At 62.0% G+C, this 17,903-nt stretch carries 16 protein-coding genes; 10 read left to right on the top strand and 6 right to left on the bottom strand.

The features are described from left to right. Window positions 1-14: 14 nt before the first annotated feature. Together ACZ5RG_RS04015 and ACZ5RG_RS04010 are read right to left on the bottom strand one after the other, a co-directional pair. Window positions 15-455 (bottom strand): RbsD/FucU family protein, encoded by a 441-nt coding sequence (locus ACZ5RG_RS04015; RefSeq protein WP_464447841.1) that lies wholly within the window; start codon window positions 453-455, stop codon window positions 15-17. Next, window positions 449-1,237 (bottom strand): ATP-binding cassette domain-containing protein, encoded by a 789-nt coding sequence (locus ACZ5RG_RS04010; RefSeq protein ID WP_298600295.1) that lies wholly within the window; start codon window positions 1,235-1,237, stop codon window positions 449-451. Before ACZ5RG_RS04010 ends, ACZ5RG_RS04015 begins: the two co-directional genes overlap by 7 nt. Before the next feature lie 164 nt (window positions 1,238-1,401). On the opposite strand from ACZ5RG_RS04010, the gene ACZ5RG_RS04005 reads away from it, so the two are divergent. From ACZ5RG_RS04005 to ACZ5RG_RS03995, 3 genes are all read left to right on the top strand, one after another. Next, on the top strand, window positions 1,402-2,367 hold the full coding sequence (locus ACZ5RG_RS04005; RefSeq protein WP_019428598.1) for a sugar ABC transporter substrate-binding protein: 966 nt from the start codon (window positions 1,402-1,404) through the stop codon (window positions 2,365-2,367). Between the two features lie 70 nt (window positions 2,368-2,437). Then, entirely contained in the window at window positions 2,438-3,382 is a 945-nt protein-coding gene (locus tag ACZ5RG_RS04000) for an ABC transporter permease (protein ID WP_464447840.1), read from the top strand. A 91-nt stretch (window positions 3,383-3,473) separates the two neighbouring features. Next, on the top strand, window positions 3,474-4,415 hold the full coding sequence (locus tag ACZ5RG_RS03995) for a PfkB family carbohydrate kinase (RefSeq protein WP_464447839.1): 942 nt from the start codon (window positions 3,474-3,476) through the stop codon (window positions 4,413-4,415). A 72-nt stretch (window positions 4,416-4,487) separates the two neighbouring features. Here the strand turns inward: ACZ5RG_RS03995 and ACZ5RG_RS03990 are convergent, their stop codons facing one another. Beyond that, entirely contained in the window at window positions 4,488-5,126 is a 639-nt protein-coding gene (locus ACZ5RG_RS03990) for a DedA family protein (protein WP_298599441.1), read from the bottom strand. Between the two features lie 37 nt (window positions 5,127-5,163). Here ACZ5RG_RS03990 and mutL point away from each other — a divergent pair, with 37 nt between their 5' ends. The 6 genes from mutL (at window position 5,164) to ACZ5RG_RS03960 (ending at window position 14,224) form a co-directional block, all read left to right on the top strand. Continuing rightward, on the top strand, window positions 5,164-7,239 hold the full coding sequence (gene mutL / locus ACZ5RG_RS03985) for a DNA mismatch repair endonuclease MutL (protein WP_464447838.1): 2,076 nt from the start codon (window positions 5,164-5,166) through the stop codon (window positions 7,237-7,239). A 146-nt stretch (window positions 7,240-7,385) separates the two neighbouring features. Continuing rightward, window positions 7,386-8,408 carry a hypothetical protein gene (locus ACZ5RG_RS03980; RefSeq protein ID WP_464447837.1) on the top strand — a complete coding sequence of 341 codons (1,023 nt, stop codon included), beginning with the start codon at window positions 7,386-7,388 and terminating at the stop codon, window positions 8,406-8,408. A gap of 20 nt (window positions 8,409-8,428) precedes the next feature. Further along, a complete protein-coding gene (locus ACZ5RG_RS03975) occupies window positions 8,429-9,646 on the top strand; it encodes a multidrug effflux MFS transporter (RefSeq protein WP_298599632.1) in 1,218 nt (405 codons plus the stop codon). Next, the gene (gene miaA, locus ACZ5RG_RS03970; protein WP_464447836.1) at window positions 9,643-10,599 is read left to right on the top strand and encodes a tRNA (adenosine(37)-N6)-dimethylallyltransferase MiaA; all 957 of its coding nucleotides are present in this window, start codon (window positions 9,643-9,645) and stop codon (window positions 10,597-10,599) included. The genes ACZ5RG_RS03975 and miaA overlap by 4 nt, the downstream gene beginning before the upstream one ends. After that, entirely contained in the window at window positions 10,596-12,242 is a 1,647-nt protein-coding gene (locus ACZ5RG_RS03965) for an SGNH/GDSL hydrolase family protein (protein ID WP_464447835.1), read from the top strand. The genes miaA and ACZ5RG_RS03965 overlap by 4 nt, the downstream gene beginning before the upstream one ends. Further along, window positions 12,239-14,224, top strand: a complete 1,986-nt coding sequence (locus tag ACZ5RG_RS03960; RefSeq protein ID WP_464447834.1) for an acyltransferase family protein — start codon at window positions 12,239-12,241, stop codon at window positions 14,222-14,224. Before ACZ5RG_RS03965 ends, ACZ5RG_RS03960 begins: the two co-directional genes overlap by 4 nt. 20 nt (window positions 14,225-14,244) lie before the next feature. Here ACZ5RG_RS03960 and flgJ read toward each other — a convergent pair whose 3' ends face one another. Beyond that, complete coding sequence (gene flgJ / locus ACZ5RG_RS03955; RefSeq protein ID WP_464447833.1) at window positions 14,245-15,369, bottom strand: flagellar assembly peptidoglycan hydrolase FlgJ; 1,125 nt, start codon at window positions 15,367-15,369, stop codon at window positions 14,245-14,247. 175 nt (window positions 15,370-15,544) lie between these two features. Between flgJ and ACZ5RG_RS03950 the strand changes: the two genes are divergently transcribed. Next, window positions 15,545-16,828, top strand: a complete 1,284-nt coding sequence (locus ACZ5RG_RS03950) for an SGNH/GDSL hydrolase family protein (protein ID WP_464447832.1) — start codon at window positions 15,545-15,547, stop codon at window positions 16,826-16,828. Window positions 16,829-16,861: 33 nt separating this feature from the next. Here the strand turns inward: ACZ5RG_RS03950 and arfB are convergent, their stop codons facing one another. Both arfB and ACZ5RG_RS03940 read right to left on the bottom strand, forming a co-directional pair. Continuing rightward, complete coding sequence (arfB, locus tag ACZ5RG_RS03945) at window positions 16,862-17,266, bottom strand: alternative ribosome rescue aminoacyl-tRNA hydrolase ArfB (protein WP_298602409.1); 405 nt, start codon at window positions 17,264-17,266, stop codon at window positions 16,862-16,864. Window positions 17,267-17,370: 104 nt separating this feature from the next. After that, the gene (locus ACZ5RG_RS03940; protein WP_464447831.1) at window positions 17,371-17,892 is read right to left on the bottom strand and encodes a DUF1178 family protein; all 522 of its coding nucleotides are present in this window, start codon (window positions 17,890-17,892) and stop codon (window positions 17,371-17,373) included. Window positions 17,893-17,903 lie beyond the last annotated feature (11 nt).

Below are 17,903 nucleotides of genomic sequence, written 5' to 3'. Positions count from 1 at the left end.
ACAATCAGGAAAAATCAAAGAAGAATCACGCCTTTGCAAAACAAGGCGTTGCCATAAGCCGTGCCCTCACCGCTTTGAACGATCAGGCTGGCCCCCTTGATTTTCTCGTAAAACGCGTAGCGTTCCACCGACTCAACCTGCTCGGCCTTAAAACCTTCGGCCACCACCAGATCGACCACGGCTTGCTGAGCTGCTGTGCGGTGGCCGTCTACGCTGTGACATACGCGCATGAAGGCCGCAGGCTGCGCCACATCCACGGCCAGCGGAAACACCGACAACACGGCACGACTCACCCGCTCCAGGCTGTTGCCTGGCAAGCGCACCACGGGCTTGCCCTGGCTCAAATGGCCGGCAGTGAAGTTGGCGTCCACCACCGCCACCCATTCACCGTGGCCCATGGCGCACAAGTGCATCAGCAGCTCTGGCGTCAACAGTGGATCGAGCCCTTTCAGCATGTGACGGCCTCTTCAGAACGCAGGCTGGCGGGGTCAATCGCGCCAGTGATCAGGCCCACGATTTGTTCAGGACTGGTCTCGCGGGTGAGGCGGCTGCAAATGATGCGGCCTTGGCGGAACACCCAGATGCGGTCCACGAGGTCAAACACCTGCCGCAGGTTGTGGCTGATGATGATCAGCGGGATGCCTTGCTTTTTCAACCCCTTGATGATCTCTTCCACGCGGGCGGTCTCTTGCACGCCCAAGGCCGCAGTGGGCTCGTCCAAGATGATCAGTTTTTTGGCAAAACCGGCCGCACGCGCAATCGCCACGCACTGGCGCTGACCACCCGACATGCCGCGCAGGCTCTCGGACATGTCCTGAATTTTCACGCCCGTGGTCGACAGCATGCTGGCCGATTTTTCGCGCATCGCCTTGTGATTCAGGATAGACAAGGGGCCCAAATTCAGGCGCGTGATCTCGCGGCCCAAAAAGATGTTGGCCGGCACGTCCAGGTCTTCGGCCAGCGCCAGCGTCTGGTACACGGTCTCAATGCCCTGCTCTCGGGCATCGAGCGGCGACTCAAAGTTAACTTTTTGCCCGTCCAGCAGGATGTCGCCGGTGTTGGGCTGCTCGGCCCCGGTGATCAGGCGCACAAAGGTGCTTTTGCCCGCGCCGTTGTCGCCCACGATGGCGGCGTGCTCGCCGGGCAAGAGGCGAAATTGGGCATCGGTCAGGGCTTTGACCCCGCCGTAATGCTTGGTCAGTTGCTGAATTTCGAGAACGGGTGTGGATGTCGACATGGCGGCTACTTTCACAATGAATGGACCGGATCATGAATGATTTGTTGAAAAACCGTATTAGTAAAACTACTAGGTTTACTTAGTCATCTTTTTCGTTTCCAATCCGTTCGCGGACAAGAAAACGGTTTCTTGTCCGAATTGACCTCAACAACGGAGATAAACCCATGATCACGAAACGCACATTCGGCCGCTTGGCCATCGCTGCAGCAGCTGCCACTTTGTTCACCTCGGCCATGGCCGCAGACGTGACGGTGGCTTACATCACCAACGGCAACACCAACGAAGGTTGGACCTTGATCAACGGCGGCGCCAAGAAAGCGGGCAGCGCCAATGGCGTCAAGTTCATCGAATTGGCCGCCGACAAAGGTGAGTTGTCGCGTCAACTGGCCATCGTTGAAGACATGATCACCCGCAAAGTCAACGCGATCGCCATCGCCCCTGTGGACTCGGCTGGCATCGCACCCGCCATCAACAAGGCCTTGGCCGCTGGCATCGCTGTGATCGCCGTGGACACCGGCATCACCGGCGCCAAGATCACTTCTTATGTCGCCACTGACAACATCAAAGCCGCCAACGTGCAAGGCAAGTGGGCTGCAGGCGAGATCAAAGACGGTGACACCGTGATCTACGTGACTGGCGACCAAGGTCAGTCGACTGGCCAAGAGCGCAAGAAAGGCTTTGTGGACGCCCTGAACGCAGGCCGCAAGAACGTCAAGATCGTTGAAGTAGCCACCACTTGGGACCAGACCATGGCCCAAAACGGTGTGGAAGCTGCTTTGCGCGCCAACCCCACTGCCAAGGTGATCGCCTGCGCATGGGACGGCGGCGCTTTGGGTGCCAAGGCCGCGCTGATGGCCGCTGGCAAGAAGCCAGGCGACGTGAAAATCGCTGGCTTTGACGGCTCCCCTGGTGGCCTGGACATGATGAAGCAAGGCTGGCAACAAGCCAACGCCGCGCAAATGCTGGCCAAAATCGGCCAAGTGGGCGTGGAAACCGCCATTGCTGCAGCGCAAGGCAAAAAAGTCGAAGCACGCATCGACACCGGCTCCTTCCTGGTGCTGCCAGCCAACGTGGACAAGTTCGCTGCCGACTCCGGCGTGGGCCAGTTCATGAAAGTCAAGGCTAAATAAGTCAAGGCCTCGATGTGGCCCGCCCGGACCTGCAGGTCCGGGCTTATCTGTTTGAAATACCGAGAAATTTATGAAATCCATCACACGACAAGAGTGGTACGGCGCCCTGGTGGCGGTGATCGTTCTGGGCGTTTTGCTCACCTTCGCTTCGCCTTACTTTTTGACCACCGGCAACCTGTCCAACATCCTGGTGCAGGCCTCGGTGATCGCCTTGCTCGCAGGTGGACAAACCTTTGTGATCTTGACCGGTGGTGTCGACTTGGCCGTGGGTGCGTTGACCGCACTGGCCGGTGCCGTGGCCGGTCACATGATGATCAAAATGGGCATTGACCCTTATCTGGCCATGCTCATGGCGCTCGCCATTGGCGCAGCGGTGGGCGTGTTCAACGGTTACCTTGTCGCTTTTGTCGGCATCCCGGCCTTCATCGTCACGCTTGGCGGCCTGACGCTCTGGCGCGGTCTGGCCTTTGACATGACCGGTGGCTTTGACAACGCGGGCTTGCCCGATCCCCTGCCCTTCATCGGTTACGGCGATGTGCTGGGCATCCCCATGCCCACACTGATCACCGGCATCTTTTTTGTGGTGATGGCCTTCATTTTGTCGAGCACCAAAATCGGCCGCTACGTGTACGCCATGGGCTCCAACGAAATGGGTGCCCGCCAAGTGGGCATCAATATCCGCTGGTACAAGTTGGGTGTTTACGTGATTTCTGGCCTGTGCTGCGCACTGGCCGCCATCGTGCTGATGGCCCGCATGGACTCGTCCAGCGGCAAGATGGCGCAAATGTTCGAGTTGGACGCGATTGCCGCTGTCATTTTGGGCGGCACCTCCTTGTTTGGCGGTCGCGGCAGCATCTGGGGCAGTTTGTTGGGCGCGGTGCTGATCACCATGATCCGCAACGGCATGAACCTGATGGAAGTCTCGCAATTCAAGCAAATGATGGCCATTGGCGCGGTCGTGATCGTGGCCGTGTGGATCGATGTGGTGCGCCGCAAACATCTGCTCAAGAAATAAGCAAGCACAGCGTCATCGCCGGGACTTGTCCTTCGTCTTAAACCCTGTGGCCTGACCGCTCAGGCCACACCATGTTGCCCCACTGATGCCCATGACCACTCCGATTTTTGTGTTGGGCGAAGCCCTGATGGACTGCATCGCACAGCCCGATGGCCAGTTGCGTCCCCTCATGGGCGGCAGCCCCTTCAACATGGCCCGCGCCGCTGCCCTGCGCGGTGCCAGCGCGACTTACCTCAACCCCTTGTCCACCGACTTGTTCGGCCAAGGCCTGGCACAGCTGCTGCAAAAAGACGGCGTACAGCTACAAGGTGGCACCAGCCGCCTGCCGACCTCTTTGGCCGTGGTGCAAGTCACCCACGGCCAGCCCAGTTACGGCTTTTACCGCGAAGGCATTGCCGACCGCGACTACACCGTGGACGGCATCGTGGCCTTGTTGCGCCAGCAAGAAACGCCGGGGATTTTGCACACGGGCTCTTTGCTGTTGATCCCGCCCGAACACCACAAAGTGGTGGCTATTTTGAAGGCGGCACGCGCGCTGGGATGGACCATCAGCGTGGACATCAACCTGCGGCCCAAAGTGGCGCATGAGCTGACCGAGTATGTGCAAGCGCTGCGCGAAGTGATTGCCCTGACCGACTGGCTCAAGGCCAGCGACGAAGACCTGGAAACCATGGGTTTTGCAAATGTCGCCATCGCTGAATCACCGCGTTTGGTGCGCGAACTGCGCCAATCGCGTTCGGGTGCGGCACCCAACACCTTGAGCCGCGTGGCCCTGACCTTTGGCGGCGAAGGCGCTTATCTGGACATCGAAGGCCAATCGCACAGCCTGCCCGTGCCGCGCATCACCGTGGCCGACACCGTGGGCGCAGGCGACACCTTTTGGGGCAACACCTTGGCCGACTGGGCCTTGCAGCCCCATGACGATGCCGCTCGCGTGGCCCAAACGCTGGAAAACGCCATGAAAGCCGCCGCCATCAACTGCACCCGCCAAGGCTGCCAGCCGCCCACTTGGGCTGAAGTTCAGGCGTTTTAAGCCTGTGCAAGCCGTCGGGGTTTGTCACCTGACAGGTCCCGGCAGGTCAGCGACCTTCTTTTTGAGGTGGTTTCACGCGGCCTTGCGGACTCGCCAAGCGCCCACAATCGCGATCAGTCCCGGCACCAAAATCAGCGCCCAAATGATCTTGGACAGGTGTGTTTGCACAAAAGGCAAGTTGCCGAACAGGTAGCCGACCAGCGTCAGCCCCACCACCCAAATGGCACCGCCCACCACGTTGTAGAGGGTGAATTTGCTGCGTGTCATTTCGGCCACGCCCGCCACAAAGGGCACAAAAGTGCGAATAAACGGCATGAAGCGGGCCAAGATGATGGTGATGCCGCCGTACTTTTCGTAAAAGGCATTGGCCTGCAAAAAGGCTTGGCGGTTGAAAAACCGGGAGTCTTCCCACTTGAACACTTTGGGACCAAAGTAGCGCCCAATCGTGTAATTGGTCTGGTCCCCCAAAATCGCCGCCACCAGCAACAAGCCCATGGCCAGTGGCAGGCTCATCAGGTCGGCCCCGCACATGGCACCCACAATGAAAAGCAGAGAGTCGCCCGGCAAAAAGGGCATGACCACCAAGCCGGTTTCGACAAAGATGATCACAAACAGCAAGGCGTATACCCAGGCCCCGTATTGGCCCACAAAGGCCTCCAGGTAACGGTCAACGTGAAGGATGAAATCAAGGAGTTGCAAAAGAAGGTCCATGGGCCGATTATCCCCGGCCAAGCCCTAAAATCAGGCGGTGACCTCCCAACAGACCCCGGCGACCGCGCGCCGCCCCATTCGCGAACTCCCCGATGAACTGATCAGCCAGATCGCCGCAGGCGAGGTGGTCGAACGCCCTGCCTCGGTCGTGCGAGAACTGGTGGACAACGCCATGGATGCCGGAGCGCGCAGCATCACGCTGCGCCTGATGGGTGGTGGCACCCGGCTGATTTCGGTGGAAGACGATGGCGGCGGCATCGCCCCGGACGAGCTGGCCACGGCCCTCAAGCGCCACGCCACCAGCAAGATCGGCAACCTGGGCGAGCTCGAATCGGTCATGACCATGGGCTTCAGGGGCGAAGCACTGGCGGCCATCAACTCGGTGTCTGAACTGACCTTGCTCTCGCGCATGGACGGCCAAGCCACCGCCTTTGCACTCGATGGCCGCACCGGTGAGATCCGCCCAGCGGCCCGCGCTGTGGGCACCACAGTGGAAGTAAAAGAACTGTTTTTTTCCACCCCCGCCCGCCGCAAGTTTTTGAAAAGCGACAGCACCGAACTGGCGCACTGCATCGAAGCCGTGCGCCGCCACGCGCTGGCCCGCCCCGATGTGGGCTTTGCCATCTGGCACGAAGGCAAACTGGTCGAGCAGTGGCGCGTGCACCCCGGAGAAGCGGGGCTGGAGCAGCGCCTGGCCGATGTGTTGGGCGAGGAATTTGTGGCGCAGTCCATTGCGGTGGCCTACAGCGCCGGGCCACTGAAGGTGATCGGCCGCGCGGGCCTGCCCGATGCCGCTCGTTCGCGCCCCGACCACCAATTTGCCTATGTCAATGGCCGATTTGTGCGCGACAAAGTGGTCATGCACGGCGCACGCAGCGCCTACGAAGACGTGCTGCACGGGCACAAACAACCGGCCTATGCGCTGTTCATGCAAATCGACCCCACGCTGGTCGATGTGAACGTGCACCCCACCAAGATCGAAGTGCGCTTTCGCGACAGCCGCGCCGTGCACCAAGCGGTTCGCCATGCGCTGGAAAACGCGCTGGCTGCGCCACGCGCACACAAGCTGAGCGAGGCCGCTGGCGACAGCCCGTTTGCGGCATCCCCCGGGGCTTTGTCCGAGTCAGCGCAGGCGTTCAAATTGCAAAATGGCCCTTCACCCAAGGCCCTGCCCGAATCGGCCGCCTGGCAACAAGGCGGCATGGCTTTTGAACGCCCGGGGCTGGCCAGCTTCAACGCCCCCTGCTACAAACCAGCTGATTTTTTGCGCCCCCGTGTGGACGGCGAACAGGCGATGGCCGACCTCAAGGCGCTGTGGCAGCCCACAAACGAAGCCCGCAGCGAAGTCAGCGCTGGGTGGTCAAGTGATGGCACCCCGCAGGGCCCAATGCCACCGCAGGCGGCTGAAGCCTCGGGCATGTGGGCCATCTCGCCGAAACCCGACAGCCAGGCGCTGGCAGGGGCAAATGCCGACTGGGCACAAAGCACCCCGGCCGCCCCTTTGCCCGAGGGCGACTGGCCTTTGGGTCGCGCGGTGGCGCAGTTGCATGGCGTTTACATCTTGGCTGAAAACAAGCAGGGCCTGGTGGTGGTGGACATGCACGCTGCGCACGAGCGCATCGTGTACGAGCGCCTGAAAAACCAGCTGAACACCGCCCACGGCGAAGGCCCGCGGATCGCCAGCCAGCCTTTGCTGATCCCAGCCACCTTTGCCGCCAACCCCACCGAAGTGGCCACCGCCGAAGCCTGCGCCGAAGCGCTGGAACAGCTGGGTCTGGAGATCTCGCCCCTGTCGGCCAAGACCTTGGCCGTGCGTGCTGTGCCCACCACCTTGGCCCACGGTGATGCGGTGGAGCTGGCCCGCAGCGTGCTGGCCGAACTGGCCCAACACGATGCCAGCACCGTGGTGCAACGCGCCCAAAACGACATTCTGGCCACCATGGCCTGCCACGGCGCAGTCCGCGCCAACCGCCGACTGACGCTCGATGAGATGAACGGTCTGCTGCGCCAGATGGAAGAGACCGAACGATCCGACCAATGCAACCATGGCCGCCCGACTTGGCGTCAGATGACGATGCGGGATTTGGACGCTTTGTTTTTGCGGGGCAGGTGATGAGGCAACCACCATCGCACTTTGAATCCGGGTCGGCTGCACCCGCCACGCGGTCTCGCTCATACTCGCTTCGCTCGCCAAATCGCGAGCACCGCGCGGCGGGCGCAGCCGACCCTGCGGCTGCGCCCCCCAAAACAGGGGCTGGTTTGAACAACCACACAGCGATGGTTGGGGTCGGTACGCGGACTGCCCGATTTGGCGAGCGAAGCGAGTATGAGGGCAGCCGCGTACCGACCTCAACCATCGCAGTCCACAAAGACAGCCAACCTCAAACAAGCAGTGAAGCTGGTTTTCGGACCACCCGGTTTGGCGAGCGAAGCGAGTATGAGGGCAGCCGCGTACCGACCTCAACCATCGCAGTCCACAAAGACAGCCAACCTCAAACAAGCAGTGAAGCTGGTTTTCGGACCACCCGGTTTGGCGAGCGAAGCGAGTATGAGGGCAGCCGCGTACCGACCTCAACCATCGCAGTCCACAAAGACAGCCAACCTCAAACAAGCAGTGAAGCTGGTTTTCGGACCACCCGGTTTGGCGAGCGAAGCGAGTATGAGGGCAGCCGCGTACCGACCTCAACCATCGCAGTCCACAAAGACAGCCAACCTCAAACAAGCAGTGAAGCTGGTTTTCGGACCACCCGGTTTGGCGAGCGAAGCGAGTATGAGGGCAGCCGCGTACCGACCTCAACCATCGCAGTCCACAAAGACAGCCAACCTCAAACAAGCAGTGAAGCTGGTTTTCGGACCACCCGGTTTGGCGAGCGAAGCGAGTATGAGGGCAGCCGCGTACCGACCTCAACCATCGCAGTCCACAAAGACAGCCAACCTCAAACAAGCAGTGAAGCTGGTTTTCGGACCACCCGGTTTGGCGAGCGAAGCGAGTATGAGGGCAGCCGCGTACCGACCTCAACCATCGCAGTCCACAAAGACAGCCAACCTCAAACAAGCAGTGAAGCTGGTTTTCGGACCACCCGGTTTGGCGAGCGAAGCGAGTATGAGGGCAGCCGCGTACCGACCTCAACCATCGCAGTCCACAAAGACAGCCAACCTCAAACAAGCAGTGAAGCTGGTTTTCGGACCACCCGGTTTGGCGAGCGAAGCGAGTATGAGGGCAGCCGCGTACCGACCTCAACCATCGCGGTCCACGCAGAAACCTGCGCCAACGCTGCGTAAGCCAAAGAACCCACACTGGCATGCCACAAAAGCTCATCGTCCTCATCCTCGCCCTGCTGCTCGGCCTGCAACCCGTCACCACCGACCTGTACTTGCCCGCCCTGCCCGCCATCACCCAAGGCTTTGGCGCGGGAATGGGACAAGCCCAACTCACGCTCACCGCGCTGCTGCTGGCCTTTGGGCTGTCGCAACTCGTCTGGGGGCCACTGTCCGACCGCTTTGGTCGCCGCCCCATCTTGCTGTGGGGCATGGCGGCCTACACCGCGTCCTCTGTGGCCTGCGCCTTGGCACCCAGCATGGCTTGGCTGATCGCGGGGCGCACGCTGCAAGGCATCGCGATGGGCGCGGGCGTCATGGCCGCACGCGCCGTGGTGCGCGATTTGTTTCAGCCCGCGCAAGGCGCCACCGTCATGTCGCAAGGCCTCACTGGGCTGGGCATCATTGCCTGCGCCTGTGCGCCACTGGGTGGCATGCTGACCGACTGGCTGGGCTGGCGCATCGCCCTGCTCATGCTCGCGGTGTTTGGCGCTGCCACCCTCGCCCTGGTGTATTGGCGCTTTGAAGAAACCCTGGCCCGCCCCGACCCACATGCCCTGAGCGCACGCCCCCTCATCCAAGCCAACCTCGACATCCTGCGCAACCCGGTGTTCCTCACCTGGTGTGCTTTGTCGGCGGGTTCTTACCTGGGCCTGTTCACCTTTTTGGCCAGCTCCTCGTTTGTCTTTGTCACCTTCATGGGCTACAGCAAAACGGCCTATGGCTTTCTCATGCTCAGCATGTCGCTGTCGTACATCGTGGGCACCTTCTGGTGCCGCTGGATGCTGCGGCGCACCAGCGTGCACCGCACCGTAGGCATCGCCGCGGTGTTGACCATCACTGGCGGCGTCAGCATGACCGCACTGGCTTATGCAGGCCAAGGACAAGACTGGTACGGCGCTTGGGCGGTTATGGGACCGATGTACATCTTCATGCTGGGCCACGGCGTGCACCAACCCTGCGGACAAAGCGGTGCGGTCGCGCCCTTTCCGAACCGGGCCGGCACAGCATCGGCCTTGAACGGCTTTTTGATGATGCTGGGTGCCTTTTTCATAGGCGGTTGGCTGGGCACACACATGGACCGCCCGGTGTTTGCCTTGGCCCACGGCCTGTTGCTGTGCGCCATCTTCATCACCTTCGTGGCGTGGACCGGCGTGCAGCGCCATGGCCGCCCAGTGGTCACATCGGTCAAACCAACATGAGCCAACGCCCTGTCGACGCCATCGCCTTCGTCGGCCCCACGGCCAGCGGGAAAACCGCTGCGGCATTGGCACTGGCCGAAAGCCTGCAAGGTCATGGGGGTGCAGAAATCATCAGCATCGACTCGGCCTTGGTTTACCGGGGCATGGACATTGGCACGGCCAAGCCCAGCCGCCAAGAGCTGGCCGCCGTGCCGCACCACCTGATCGACACCCTGGACCCTCTGCACAGCTACAGCGCGGCCGAATTTGCCAAAGACGCCACCCGGTTGATCCACGACATCCGCGCACGCGGCAAAACGCCCTTGTTGGTGGGGGGCACCCTGCTTTACCTCAAGGCTTTGCTCGAAGGCCTGAACGATATTCCCGCAGCCAACCCCGAGGTGCGCAGCCAAATCCAGCAGCAGGCCGAGCGCCTCGGTTGGCCCGCTTTGCACGCTCAGCTGGCCCAAGTGGACCCGACCACCGCCGCACGCCTGGCCCCTGGCGACAGCCAGCGCATTGGCCGTGCGCTGGAAGTCTGGACCGCCACGGGCCAGACCTTGACGTCGTTTCACCAAAGTGCCAAAAGCAACGCGCCCGACTGGCACATGCCCATCATCAGCCTGGAACCCGCCGACCGGGCCTGGTTGCACGGGCGCATTGCCCAACGCTTTGACCTGATGATGGCGACGGGTTTCATGGACGAAGTGCGAAGCCTGCGCCAGCGCGGCGACCTGAACCCCGACCTGCCCTCGATGCGCTGCGTCGGTTACCGCCAAGCCTGGGAGGGGCTGGACGCAAACGGGCCCGAAAGTGAGATCCGTGAGCGCGGGATTTTTGCGACGCGGCAATTGGCCAAACGCCAAATCACTTGGCTGCGCAGCATGCCGCAGCGCACGGTGGTGCAGGCCGATGGGCCACAAGACCCGGTCACCCGCGTGGTGGCTCTGGCCCAGGAGTGCTTGCAGAAATGAAGATGCGTTTTTGGATGCTGATGTGGGGCTGTTTGTGCGTTGGGGCTTGGGCTCAGCAGACGCATTCGGCACCATCAAGCCCAACAAGCCCATCGGCCATCTTGGCCTCTGTGGTCTCGGTGCAATCACGCCACATCGACCACACCGGAGCGCGCCCCGTAGAGCTGGTGTGCCCGCGCAAAGGCCCGGCCCAAACCAGGCCATCAAGCCCAGCCCCAGAGCCCACCGAAATCCCTGACGATGACGAAGTCGAACAAGCCTTGCAAGAGGCTCGAGCGCAGGCGCAGGGACAAACTCAGGCACAAGCCAAAGGAAGCACTGGGGGCCTTGAGGGCTTTGGAAGCGCCAAACAGCTGCTCCGCAGCGGCGCTTTGAGGCAGGGCTTGCCTGGCCACTTGTCCGGCCACTTGCCAGGCCAATTACCCGGCCATTTGCGCATGGCCATCTGGGGCGACAGCCACATGGCGGCTGCGTTTTTCAGCGACCACTTGCTGCGTCAAATGCTGCGACAAGAAGCGGCCGCCGATGCCACCGTCGGCAGCCGCTTCGTCCATGCTGGGGTCGGCCACGGCGGCGTTCGAGCCTTGGTGCGCAAGACCTGTTTGTCTGGTGACTGGGGGCGCGAAATGGCCTATGCCCACGCCGATGCCGCCGCCGCACCCGGCCCGGGCATGACGAGCCTGGTGGCCAAACGCCCCGGCGCCACACTGGCCATGGACCTGCGTGACGCACAAGGCCAGGCCCGTCACACCCGCTTGCAAATTCTGCACCACGGGGATGTTGCGAACGCTGTGCGGCTGGCCATCAGCCTGAACGGCGAAGCCGAAACACAGGTCACCTTGGCCGCACAAGCCGGACCCAACGCCTTGGCGCTGACCACCAATGCCCCACTGTCCACCTTGCAAATTCGCGTGGTCGAGGGGGCCTTTCGCTTTCAGGGCCTCAAGCTGACGGAACCGGCCACACCCACACCCACACCCCCCACAGCACTGACACCGGCCATTCACCTGGACCTGTTCGCCTACCCCGGTGCCACCGTGGCGGGCTGGGTGCGCAGCGATTTGGCTTACCTGGCGTCGTGGTTCACCGACCAGCCATACGACTTGGCCTTGATCGCTTTTGGCACCAACGAAGGCAACGACCCGCGTTTCAGCGAGGCCGCCTACCGCGACACCTTGAACCAGGCGCTGCTCAACTTCCGCCAAGTCTTTCCGCAAACGCAATGTGTGCTGATCGGTCCGGGCGATCGGGGCATGAGGGTCGCCAAACCCAAAGCAGCCAAGGGGAGCAAAAAACAAGCCACTCAAAAACCAAGCGGCCAGGCCAGCGCCAAGGACAAGAAAGCCAAGTCGAAAGCCAGTGCCCCACCCAGGCCGCCCAACACCGCCGCTGCGCCTGTGGCCCAATTGCTCAAGTACAGCCGCATTCACACACTGATCGGCCAAATTCAGGCCGAGGCAGCGGCCCAGAACGGTTGTCTGGCCTGGAGCATGCAAGACGCCATGGGCGGCGCAGGCAGCGCCTACCAGTGGGCGCGAAAAAATCCACCGCTCATGGCCCCTGACCTGATCCACTTCACCCCGGCCGGTTACCGCGAACTGGCCGACCGCTTCATGGCCGACTTCGGCCTGTCCAAGCCATGAGTGCATTGGCCCGATTGCCAGGTCTCGATGGCTTGCGCGGCGTGGCCGTGTTGGCCGTCATCGGTTACCACCTGAATCTGGGCAACTTCCTGCCTGCGGGTTTTCTGGGCGTGGACATTTTCTTCACCGTGTCCGGGTTCATCATCACGGCGCTCATGTTGCAAGAGCACGCAAAGACCGGCCGGATTGACTTTGCGGCCTTTTACCTGCGCCGAGCACGCCGCCTGTTTCCGGCTGCGCTGCTCATGCTGTTGTTGCTGGTGCCGCTCACGCCGCTGTTGCTGCCCGCCGCGCTGCCGCGTTTGCGCGAAGACCTGCCTGCGGCATTTCTGTATGTCTCCAACTGGTGGCAGATCGTGGCGCAGCAGTCGTATTTCGAGGCGATTGACCAACCTCGGCTGTTGCAACACCTGTGGTCACTGGCCGTAGAAGAGCAGTATTACCTGCTGTGGCCCCTGGCTGCGCTGTGGCTTTTGAACCGGGCCAGCCGCACAGGTCTGGGCATGTGTGCCGCGCTGATTGCCTTGGCCAGCACCGCCTGGATGGCCTGGCTCTATGCCACTCAAATAGACGGCGGCGACCCCAGTCGCGTGTATCTGGGCACCGACACCCATTTGATGGGGCTGTTGGCGGGATCGGCCCTGGCCGCCTGGTGGAACCCCTGGAAAATCCGCATGGCCTCGCCCGCGAGCGACGAATTGCTGAACCTGGCAGGCACAGCCGCCTTGGCCGCGCTGATCTGGGGCATGGCCGAAACCCACGAAGGCACGCCTGGGCTGTACCAAGGCGGTTTCTTGTTGGCCGTCATGCTGACCTGCATGGTCATTGGCGCAGCCACCCGTGAGGGCACTTGGGTGGCTTGGATGCTCTCCACACGCCCCATGTTGTGGCTGGGGGCACGCTCTTATTCGCTGTACCTGTGGCATTGGCCTGTGGTGGTCTGGCTGCGGCCTTCCTCACAGGCTGACGCCCTGGAGCTGACCTGGGTCAACGCCGCCCGCTTGGCCATCACCCTGCTGTGCGCCGAAGCCTCTTACCGCTGGGTCGAAACCCGCTGGGCCCATGGCTTCAAGGGCAAGCCCTGGCGACGCAGCATGGTGCTCGCTGTTTCGGGTTTGGTGCTGGTCAACACCGGGGTCTTGGGCTTCGTGTCGGCCCCTCAAGCCCTCAAGCCCACGGAACTGCCAGAGGCCCCCCAAGCCGCAAGCGCCAGCCCCGCGCCAGTGACACCACCCAAGGTCAACGGTGCGCGTTACCAAAAAGTCACTCTGGTGGGTGACTCGGTTTTGCTGGGTGCCAGCCCTTACCTGTTGCGGCGTTTGCCGTCTGCTTCGGTGGAAGCCAAGGTGGGCAGGCAAGGCAGCGATGGTCTGAAAGTGGTGCAAAGCCTGCGTGAAGAAGCGCAGCTGGGCGATGCAGCGGTCATCCACCTGGGCACCAACGGCTATCTGGCAGAAAAGCAATTTCGGGCTTTGCTGGAGCAACTGACCGACCGCAAGACTGTTGTGGTGGTGAATGTTTACGGCGCAAGACGCTGGACCAGCCCCAACAACAACATGATCGCGCGGGTGAGCCAAGATTTTGGCAATGTGCAGTTGGTGGACTGGCATGCCATTGGGCAGGCCAACCCGAACTACTTTGTGCAAGACGGCATCCACCTGTCGGGCAGCGGGATTCATGCCTATTACAACCAGATCCGCATGGCTTTGGGCCAGCCCGAAGCCATGGTCTCTGGGCCGACCCTGTGGCAACTCAAACGCCCACAACTGCCCAAGCCTTCGGCCCAGCCGGAGCCCGCCAATCCGGAGCCCAAGGCAACCAATTTGCCCGCAGGTGCGACCTTGTCCTCGACCGCGCTGACCGACCCCAGCACCAGCCCGTCGGCGCAGCCAGGCAGCACAGGCCCAGATCCAACAGGCCTTACCAACCACACGCCCACGCCCACGCCCATGTCCAACCCCAAGCCGTCGCCTGGCGATTGAGCACTTTGTGGGCCTGCGCGTCAGGGCAGGATTTTGGGGATGCCCAGCTCGGCGTAGGGCGACTGGCGCCATTGCCGCGAACCGACAACGGGCAGGCCCGCGCCACCGGGCAAGGTGTTCAGCGCTGTGTTCATGACGCCCATGACACTGCCTGCCGTGGTTTGCCCACTTGGCTGGCGCATGTTGAGCATTTGTGCGGTCGTGGGCAGTGTCGCAGCCGCCATGGCGGGCACAGTGCCTTGCAGGCGCTGGGTTTTTTCGATCATTGAGCCCAACACACTGGCGTAGTTGGGCGCCGTGGCATACCCCGCTTGTTGCAAGGCCGCCGCATAGGCCTGTGGATCACCCAGATGGCGCATCGCGTTGGCGTAACGCGGACTTTGGCTGATCAAACGGGCATAGTCATTGAAAGACTCTTCGTAGCTGCCATAGGCGCGAAACTGTCCCCGCACTTTTTGCGCTGTGCCATTCACAAATTCGGTGGTCCATATTTCGGCCACAGGCCCCTTCCAGTGGGTCCCAGCGCGGATGCCAAACAGGTTGTGCGAGGTGCGGCCGTCGTCAAAACGAATTTCGTGTTTGCCCCAACCGGTTTCGAGGGCGGCTTGCGCCACCATGAAGGTGGCCGGAATGCCACTGGTGGCTTGGGCCTGGCGGGCGTGGGCAGCATGCTGGGCCAAAAATGCCCGCGAATCGGCCGCAGCTGGACCGTCAGGGGAGGCAGACAAGCGGCTGGCCGATGCCGTGGCGTTGGGCGGCAGGCCAGCCAAGGGCGTCGCCCGCGTGTCAGGCTGCAAGGCCTCGGCCATGGCCAAGGTCGATGCCGACGACAAATCAATGCGTTGCTCAGGGTAGATCAAGTTGGCATTGGGAATGCCGTTGTCGGCCGCCACCTTCAACGCCACACGGTACAACTGGTCACCCGAGAGTTGCAGCGGCGAACGCGTGTCCTGCAGGCGTTTTTGAATCAGCCCACTCAGGGTATCGCCGGGGCGCACAGTCACCACCTCGCCCGGCTGCGTGAGCCGGGACAGGGTCTGGGAAAATGCCCCCCCCTGTGTCACAGAACGCGCAGACGCGCCCGCCAGGCGGTCCGATGATTCGGACGCCGTGGGGGTGAATGTCGTTACAGCAAGCAAGGTCATGGCATCATGAGAAGTCGGTGCGACAGGTGCACCGACGCAGAAAAAGTTGACGGATATTCCACAGTCTGTTCAGCAAAAGCAATTTTCAAGCCTGAATTAATAGATACCCCCAGGCCGCCCGAACCAACACCTAAGTGGTACAAACACCCACTTCTATTGCTCAACGGACGCACTTTTGACACCGGTTTTTTACAGATTCACCGCCGCCCTCGTCACGGCCTGTTTGTCGCTCAACACCCTCGCCGAGCCCGACATCATGCTGTTGCGGGTGAATGGGCAGCGCGAACCGGCCGAATTCAACTGCCCGCCCCCCAAGTCACGGGCTTTTACAAGCCCCCCGCGTTCTGGCCATGCCACAACAACAACGACGGCGGCAAACCCTGACCCCGCCAGCGACCCAATGCCACCCGAATGGCGTCAGGCGTACACACCGCCCGTGCACAAGCACACGCTGGGACCCAAAATCGGCCTTTGGGGCGACAGCCACACAGCGTCCGGCACCTTTGCCGACAGCCTGTTAGAGGCACTGCGCCTGCCCCACGCACAGACCCACCCCAGCTTCATTGCCCCGACCTTCGGACTGAAGGGGATTCGCCATCCCCTGCGCCGCGCCTGCCTGAGTGACGACTGGCACCTGAGCATGGCCTACCGCACACCCACCGAAGGCCCGCAGGCCTATGCCAAATCACTGGCCCACTTGGGCACCGAAGACGCTGGTGCGTTCATGTGGCTGGACTTTCGCTACCCCGATGCCCAGACCCGGGTGAAATGGGCCGACATCCACTTTGCCAAAGACAAGGCCGAGCGCAGCCTGGTGCTGGGCATCACCGTCGATGACGGTGCAGAAGCCATCGTCAATCTGGGGCCGAGCAGCAGCCAGCGCCTGCGGGTGCAAGCAGAGCAAGCCTTTGCAACATTGCGCTTGCGGGTCATTGCTGGACAAATTCGCATCGACGGCATCGCCCCGGTGTACGAGGGCAAAACCCAGGCCATTCTGGATGTATTCAGTATCCCCGGGGCCACCGCCAAGGGCTGGCGCGTGGCGGACAGTGGCCACTTGCGCCGGGAAGACCCACTGAACGCGGGCTACGATGTGGTCATCTTGCAATCGGGCACCAACGAATCGCTGGACCCGGACTTCAAGGTCGGGCTGTACGAGGCCCAGCTGAACGCCAGCATCACCCGTCTGAAAAACGCCTACCCTCAGGCCCGATGCATCCTGATCGGCCCGCCCGATGCCCAACGATCGTCCAACACCCTGCGCCTGATCAACGACAGCCAGGCCAGCGCAAAGGGCTGCGCCCACTGGCACTGGCAAAAAGCCATGGGCGGCCCGGGCGCCGCACAGCGTTGGTTAGCCAAAGGCTGGATGCAAGCCGACCTGCTGCACCTGACGCCCGAGGGCTACGCGCAAAGTGCACGCAGTTTGGTCAGCATGGTGCCAATCAAAGCACGGTAGGCCGTGTACAGGGGTGGGGGCTGGCCAGGCAGCTCAATCCCCGGTGTCGTTGCGCCGGCTTGCTTTCAGGCGCGACTGCATCGACTTGCCCTCCAGCCGCCTTTTGACCGAGCCATAGGTGGGCTTGGTGGCCTTGCGGGGCTTTGGGGGCTTGGCATACAAGTCCAAGGTTTCATAAAGGCGCGCCCACGCATCCATCCGGTTGGCCTCTTGGGTGCGGTGGCGCTGGGCCTTGAGAATGAAGACCCCCTCTTGCGTCAGACGGCTGTCGCCGGACTGCAGCCAACGCTGCTTGACGTCATCCGGCAAAGATGCGTTGGCCACATCAAATCGCAGCTGAATGGCGCTCGAGACTTTGTTGACGTTTTGCCCACCCGGGCCTTGCGCACGGATGGCCGTCAGTTCGACCTCGGCGTCTTGGATGTGGAGGGTGTTCATGGGCTGCCGCGAGTATGACGCAGACGATGGTGCTTGTCGGTCATGGGGGTCACACTCTGTCGATCTGATCGAATCTCTCAGAGCGCAGGGCTGGTGCGCCCGCTTTACTGCAGCGGACCTTTGAGATTCTCAGGCACTGGCAAGGGCATGACGTCGATGCCCTCTTCGAGCAAGGCTTCGGTTTCTTCGCGGGTGGCCTGGCCACGAATGTTGCGTTCTTCGCGCTCACCGTAATGGATCTTGCGGGCTTCTTCGGCAAACTGAGGGCCTACGTCTTCGGTGTTGGCCATGACGTGGCGCACCATGTTCAACATGGCCGCTTGCATTTGTTGCAAGACTTGCAGATCGGTGGGCCGCTGGCGATGCGGGTCTGCCAGCTCGGGCAACGCAGGTGTGGGCGCAGGACTGGCATTGTCTTTGGCTGCCGTTTCTGCCGTGCTCGACACCGGGGCCACGCCGTGCCCCAAGTTCAGTCGCGGTGCAGACGGCATTTTGACAATGTCGCTGTCGTTGCACACCGGGCATGTGACCAGCCCGCGCGCACGTTGTGCGTCGTAGTCGTCTTGAGAACCAAACCAGCCTTCAAAGCTGTGGCCCTGCGGACATTGGAGGTCCAGCACTTTCATGGGTAGAAGGC

Source organism: Limnohabitans sp. TEGF005 (assembly GCF_055394835.1).
The sequence above is the reverse complement of the archived record's forward strand: the minus strand, read 5'-3'. Positions and strand labels throughout refer to the sequence as shown.

Bases quoted from the DNA above. Each gene is read 5' to 3' on its own strand.
- ACZ5RG_RS03995 (WP_464447839.1), top strand. From the start codon at position 3,474: ATGACCACTCCGATTTTTGTGTTGGGCGAAGCCCTGATGGACTGCATC.
- ACZ5RG_RS04000 (WP_464447840.1), top strand. From the start codon at position 2,438: ATGAAATCCATCACACGACAAGAGTGGTACGGCGCCCTGGTGGCGGTG.
- miaA (WP_464447836.1), top strand. From the start codon at position 9,643: ATGAGCCAACGCCCTGTCGACGCCATCGCCTTCGTCGGCCCCACGGCC.
- ACZ5RG_RS03975 (WP_298599632.1), top strand. From the start codon at position 8,429: ATGCCACAAAAGCTCATCGTCCTCATCCTCGCCCTGCTGCTCGGCCTG.
- ACZ5RG_RS04015 (WP_464447841.1), bottom strand. From the start codon at position 455: ATGCTGAAAGGGCTCGATCCACTGTTGACGCCAGAGCTGCTGATGCAC.
- ACZ5RG_RS03940 (WP_464447831.1), bottom strand. From the start codon at position 17,892: ATGAAAGTGCTGGACCTCCAATGTCCGCAGGGCCACAGCTTTGAAGGC.
- ACZ5RG_RS04005 (WP_019428598.1), top strand. From the start codon at position 1,402: ATGATCACGAAACGCACATTCGGCCGCTTGGCCATCGCTGCAGCAGCT.
- ACZ5RG_RS03960 (WP_464447834.1), top strand. From the start codon at position 12,239: ATGAGTGCATTGGCCCGATTGCCAGGTCTCGATGGCTTGCGCGGCGTG.
- flgJ (WP_464447833.1), bottom strand. From the start codon at position 15,369: ATGACCTTGCTTGCTGTAACGACATTCACCCCCACGGCGTCCGAATCA.
- ACZ5RG_RS03965 (WP_464447835.1), top strand. From the start codon at position 10,596: ATGAAGATGCGTTTTTGGATGCTGATGTGGGGCTGTTTGTGCGTTGGG.
- ACZ5RG_RS03990 (WP_298599441.1), bottom strand. From the start codon at position 5,126: ATGGACCTTCTTTTGCAACTCCTTGATTTCATCCTTCACGTTGACCGT.
- ACZ5RG_RS04010 (WP_298600295.1), bottom strand. From the start codon at position 1,237: ATGTCGACATCCACACCCGTTCTCGAAATTCAGCAACTGACCAAGCAT.
- arfB (WP_298602409.1), bottom strand. From the start codon at position 17,266: ATGAACACCCTCCACATCCAAGACGCCGAGGTCGAACTGACGGCCATC.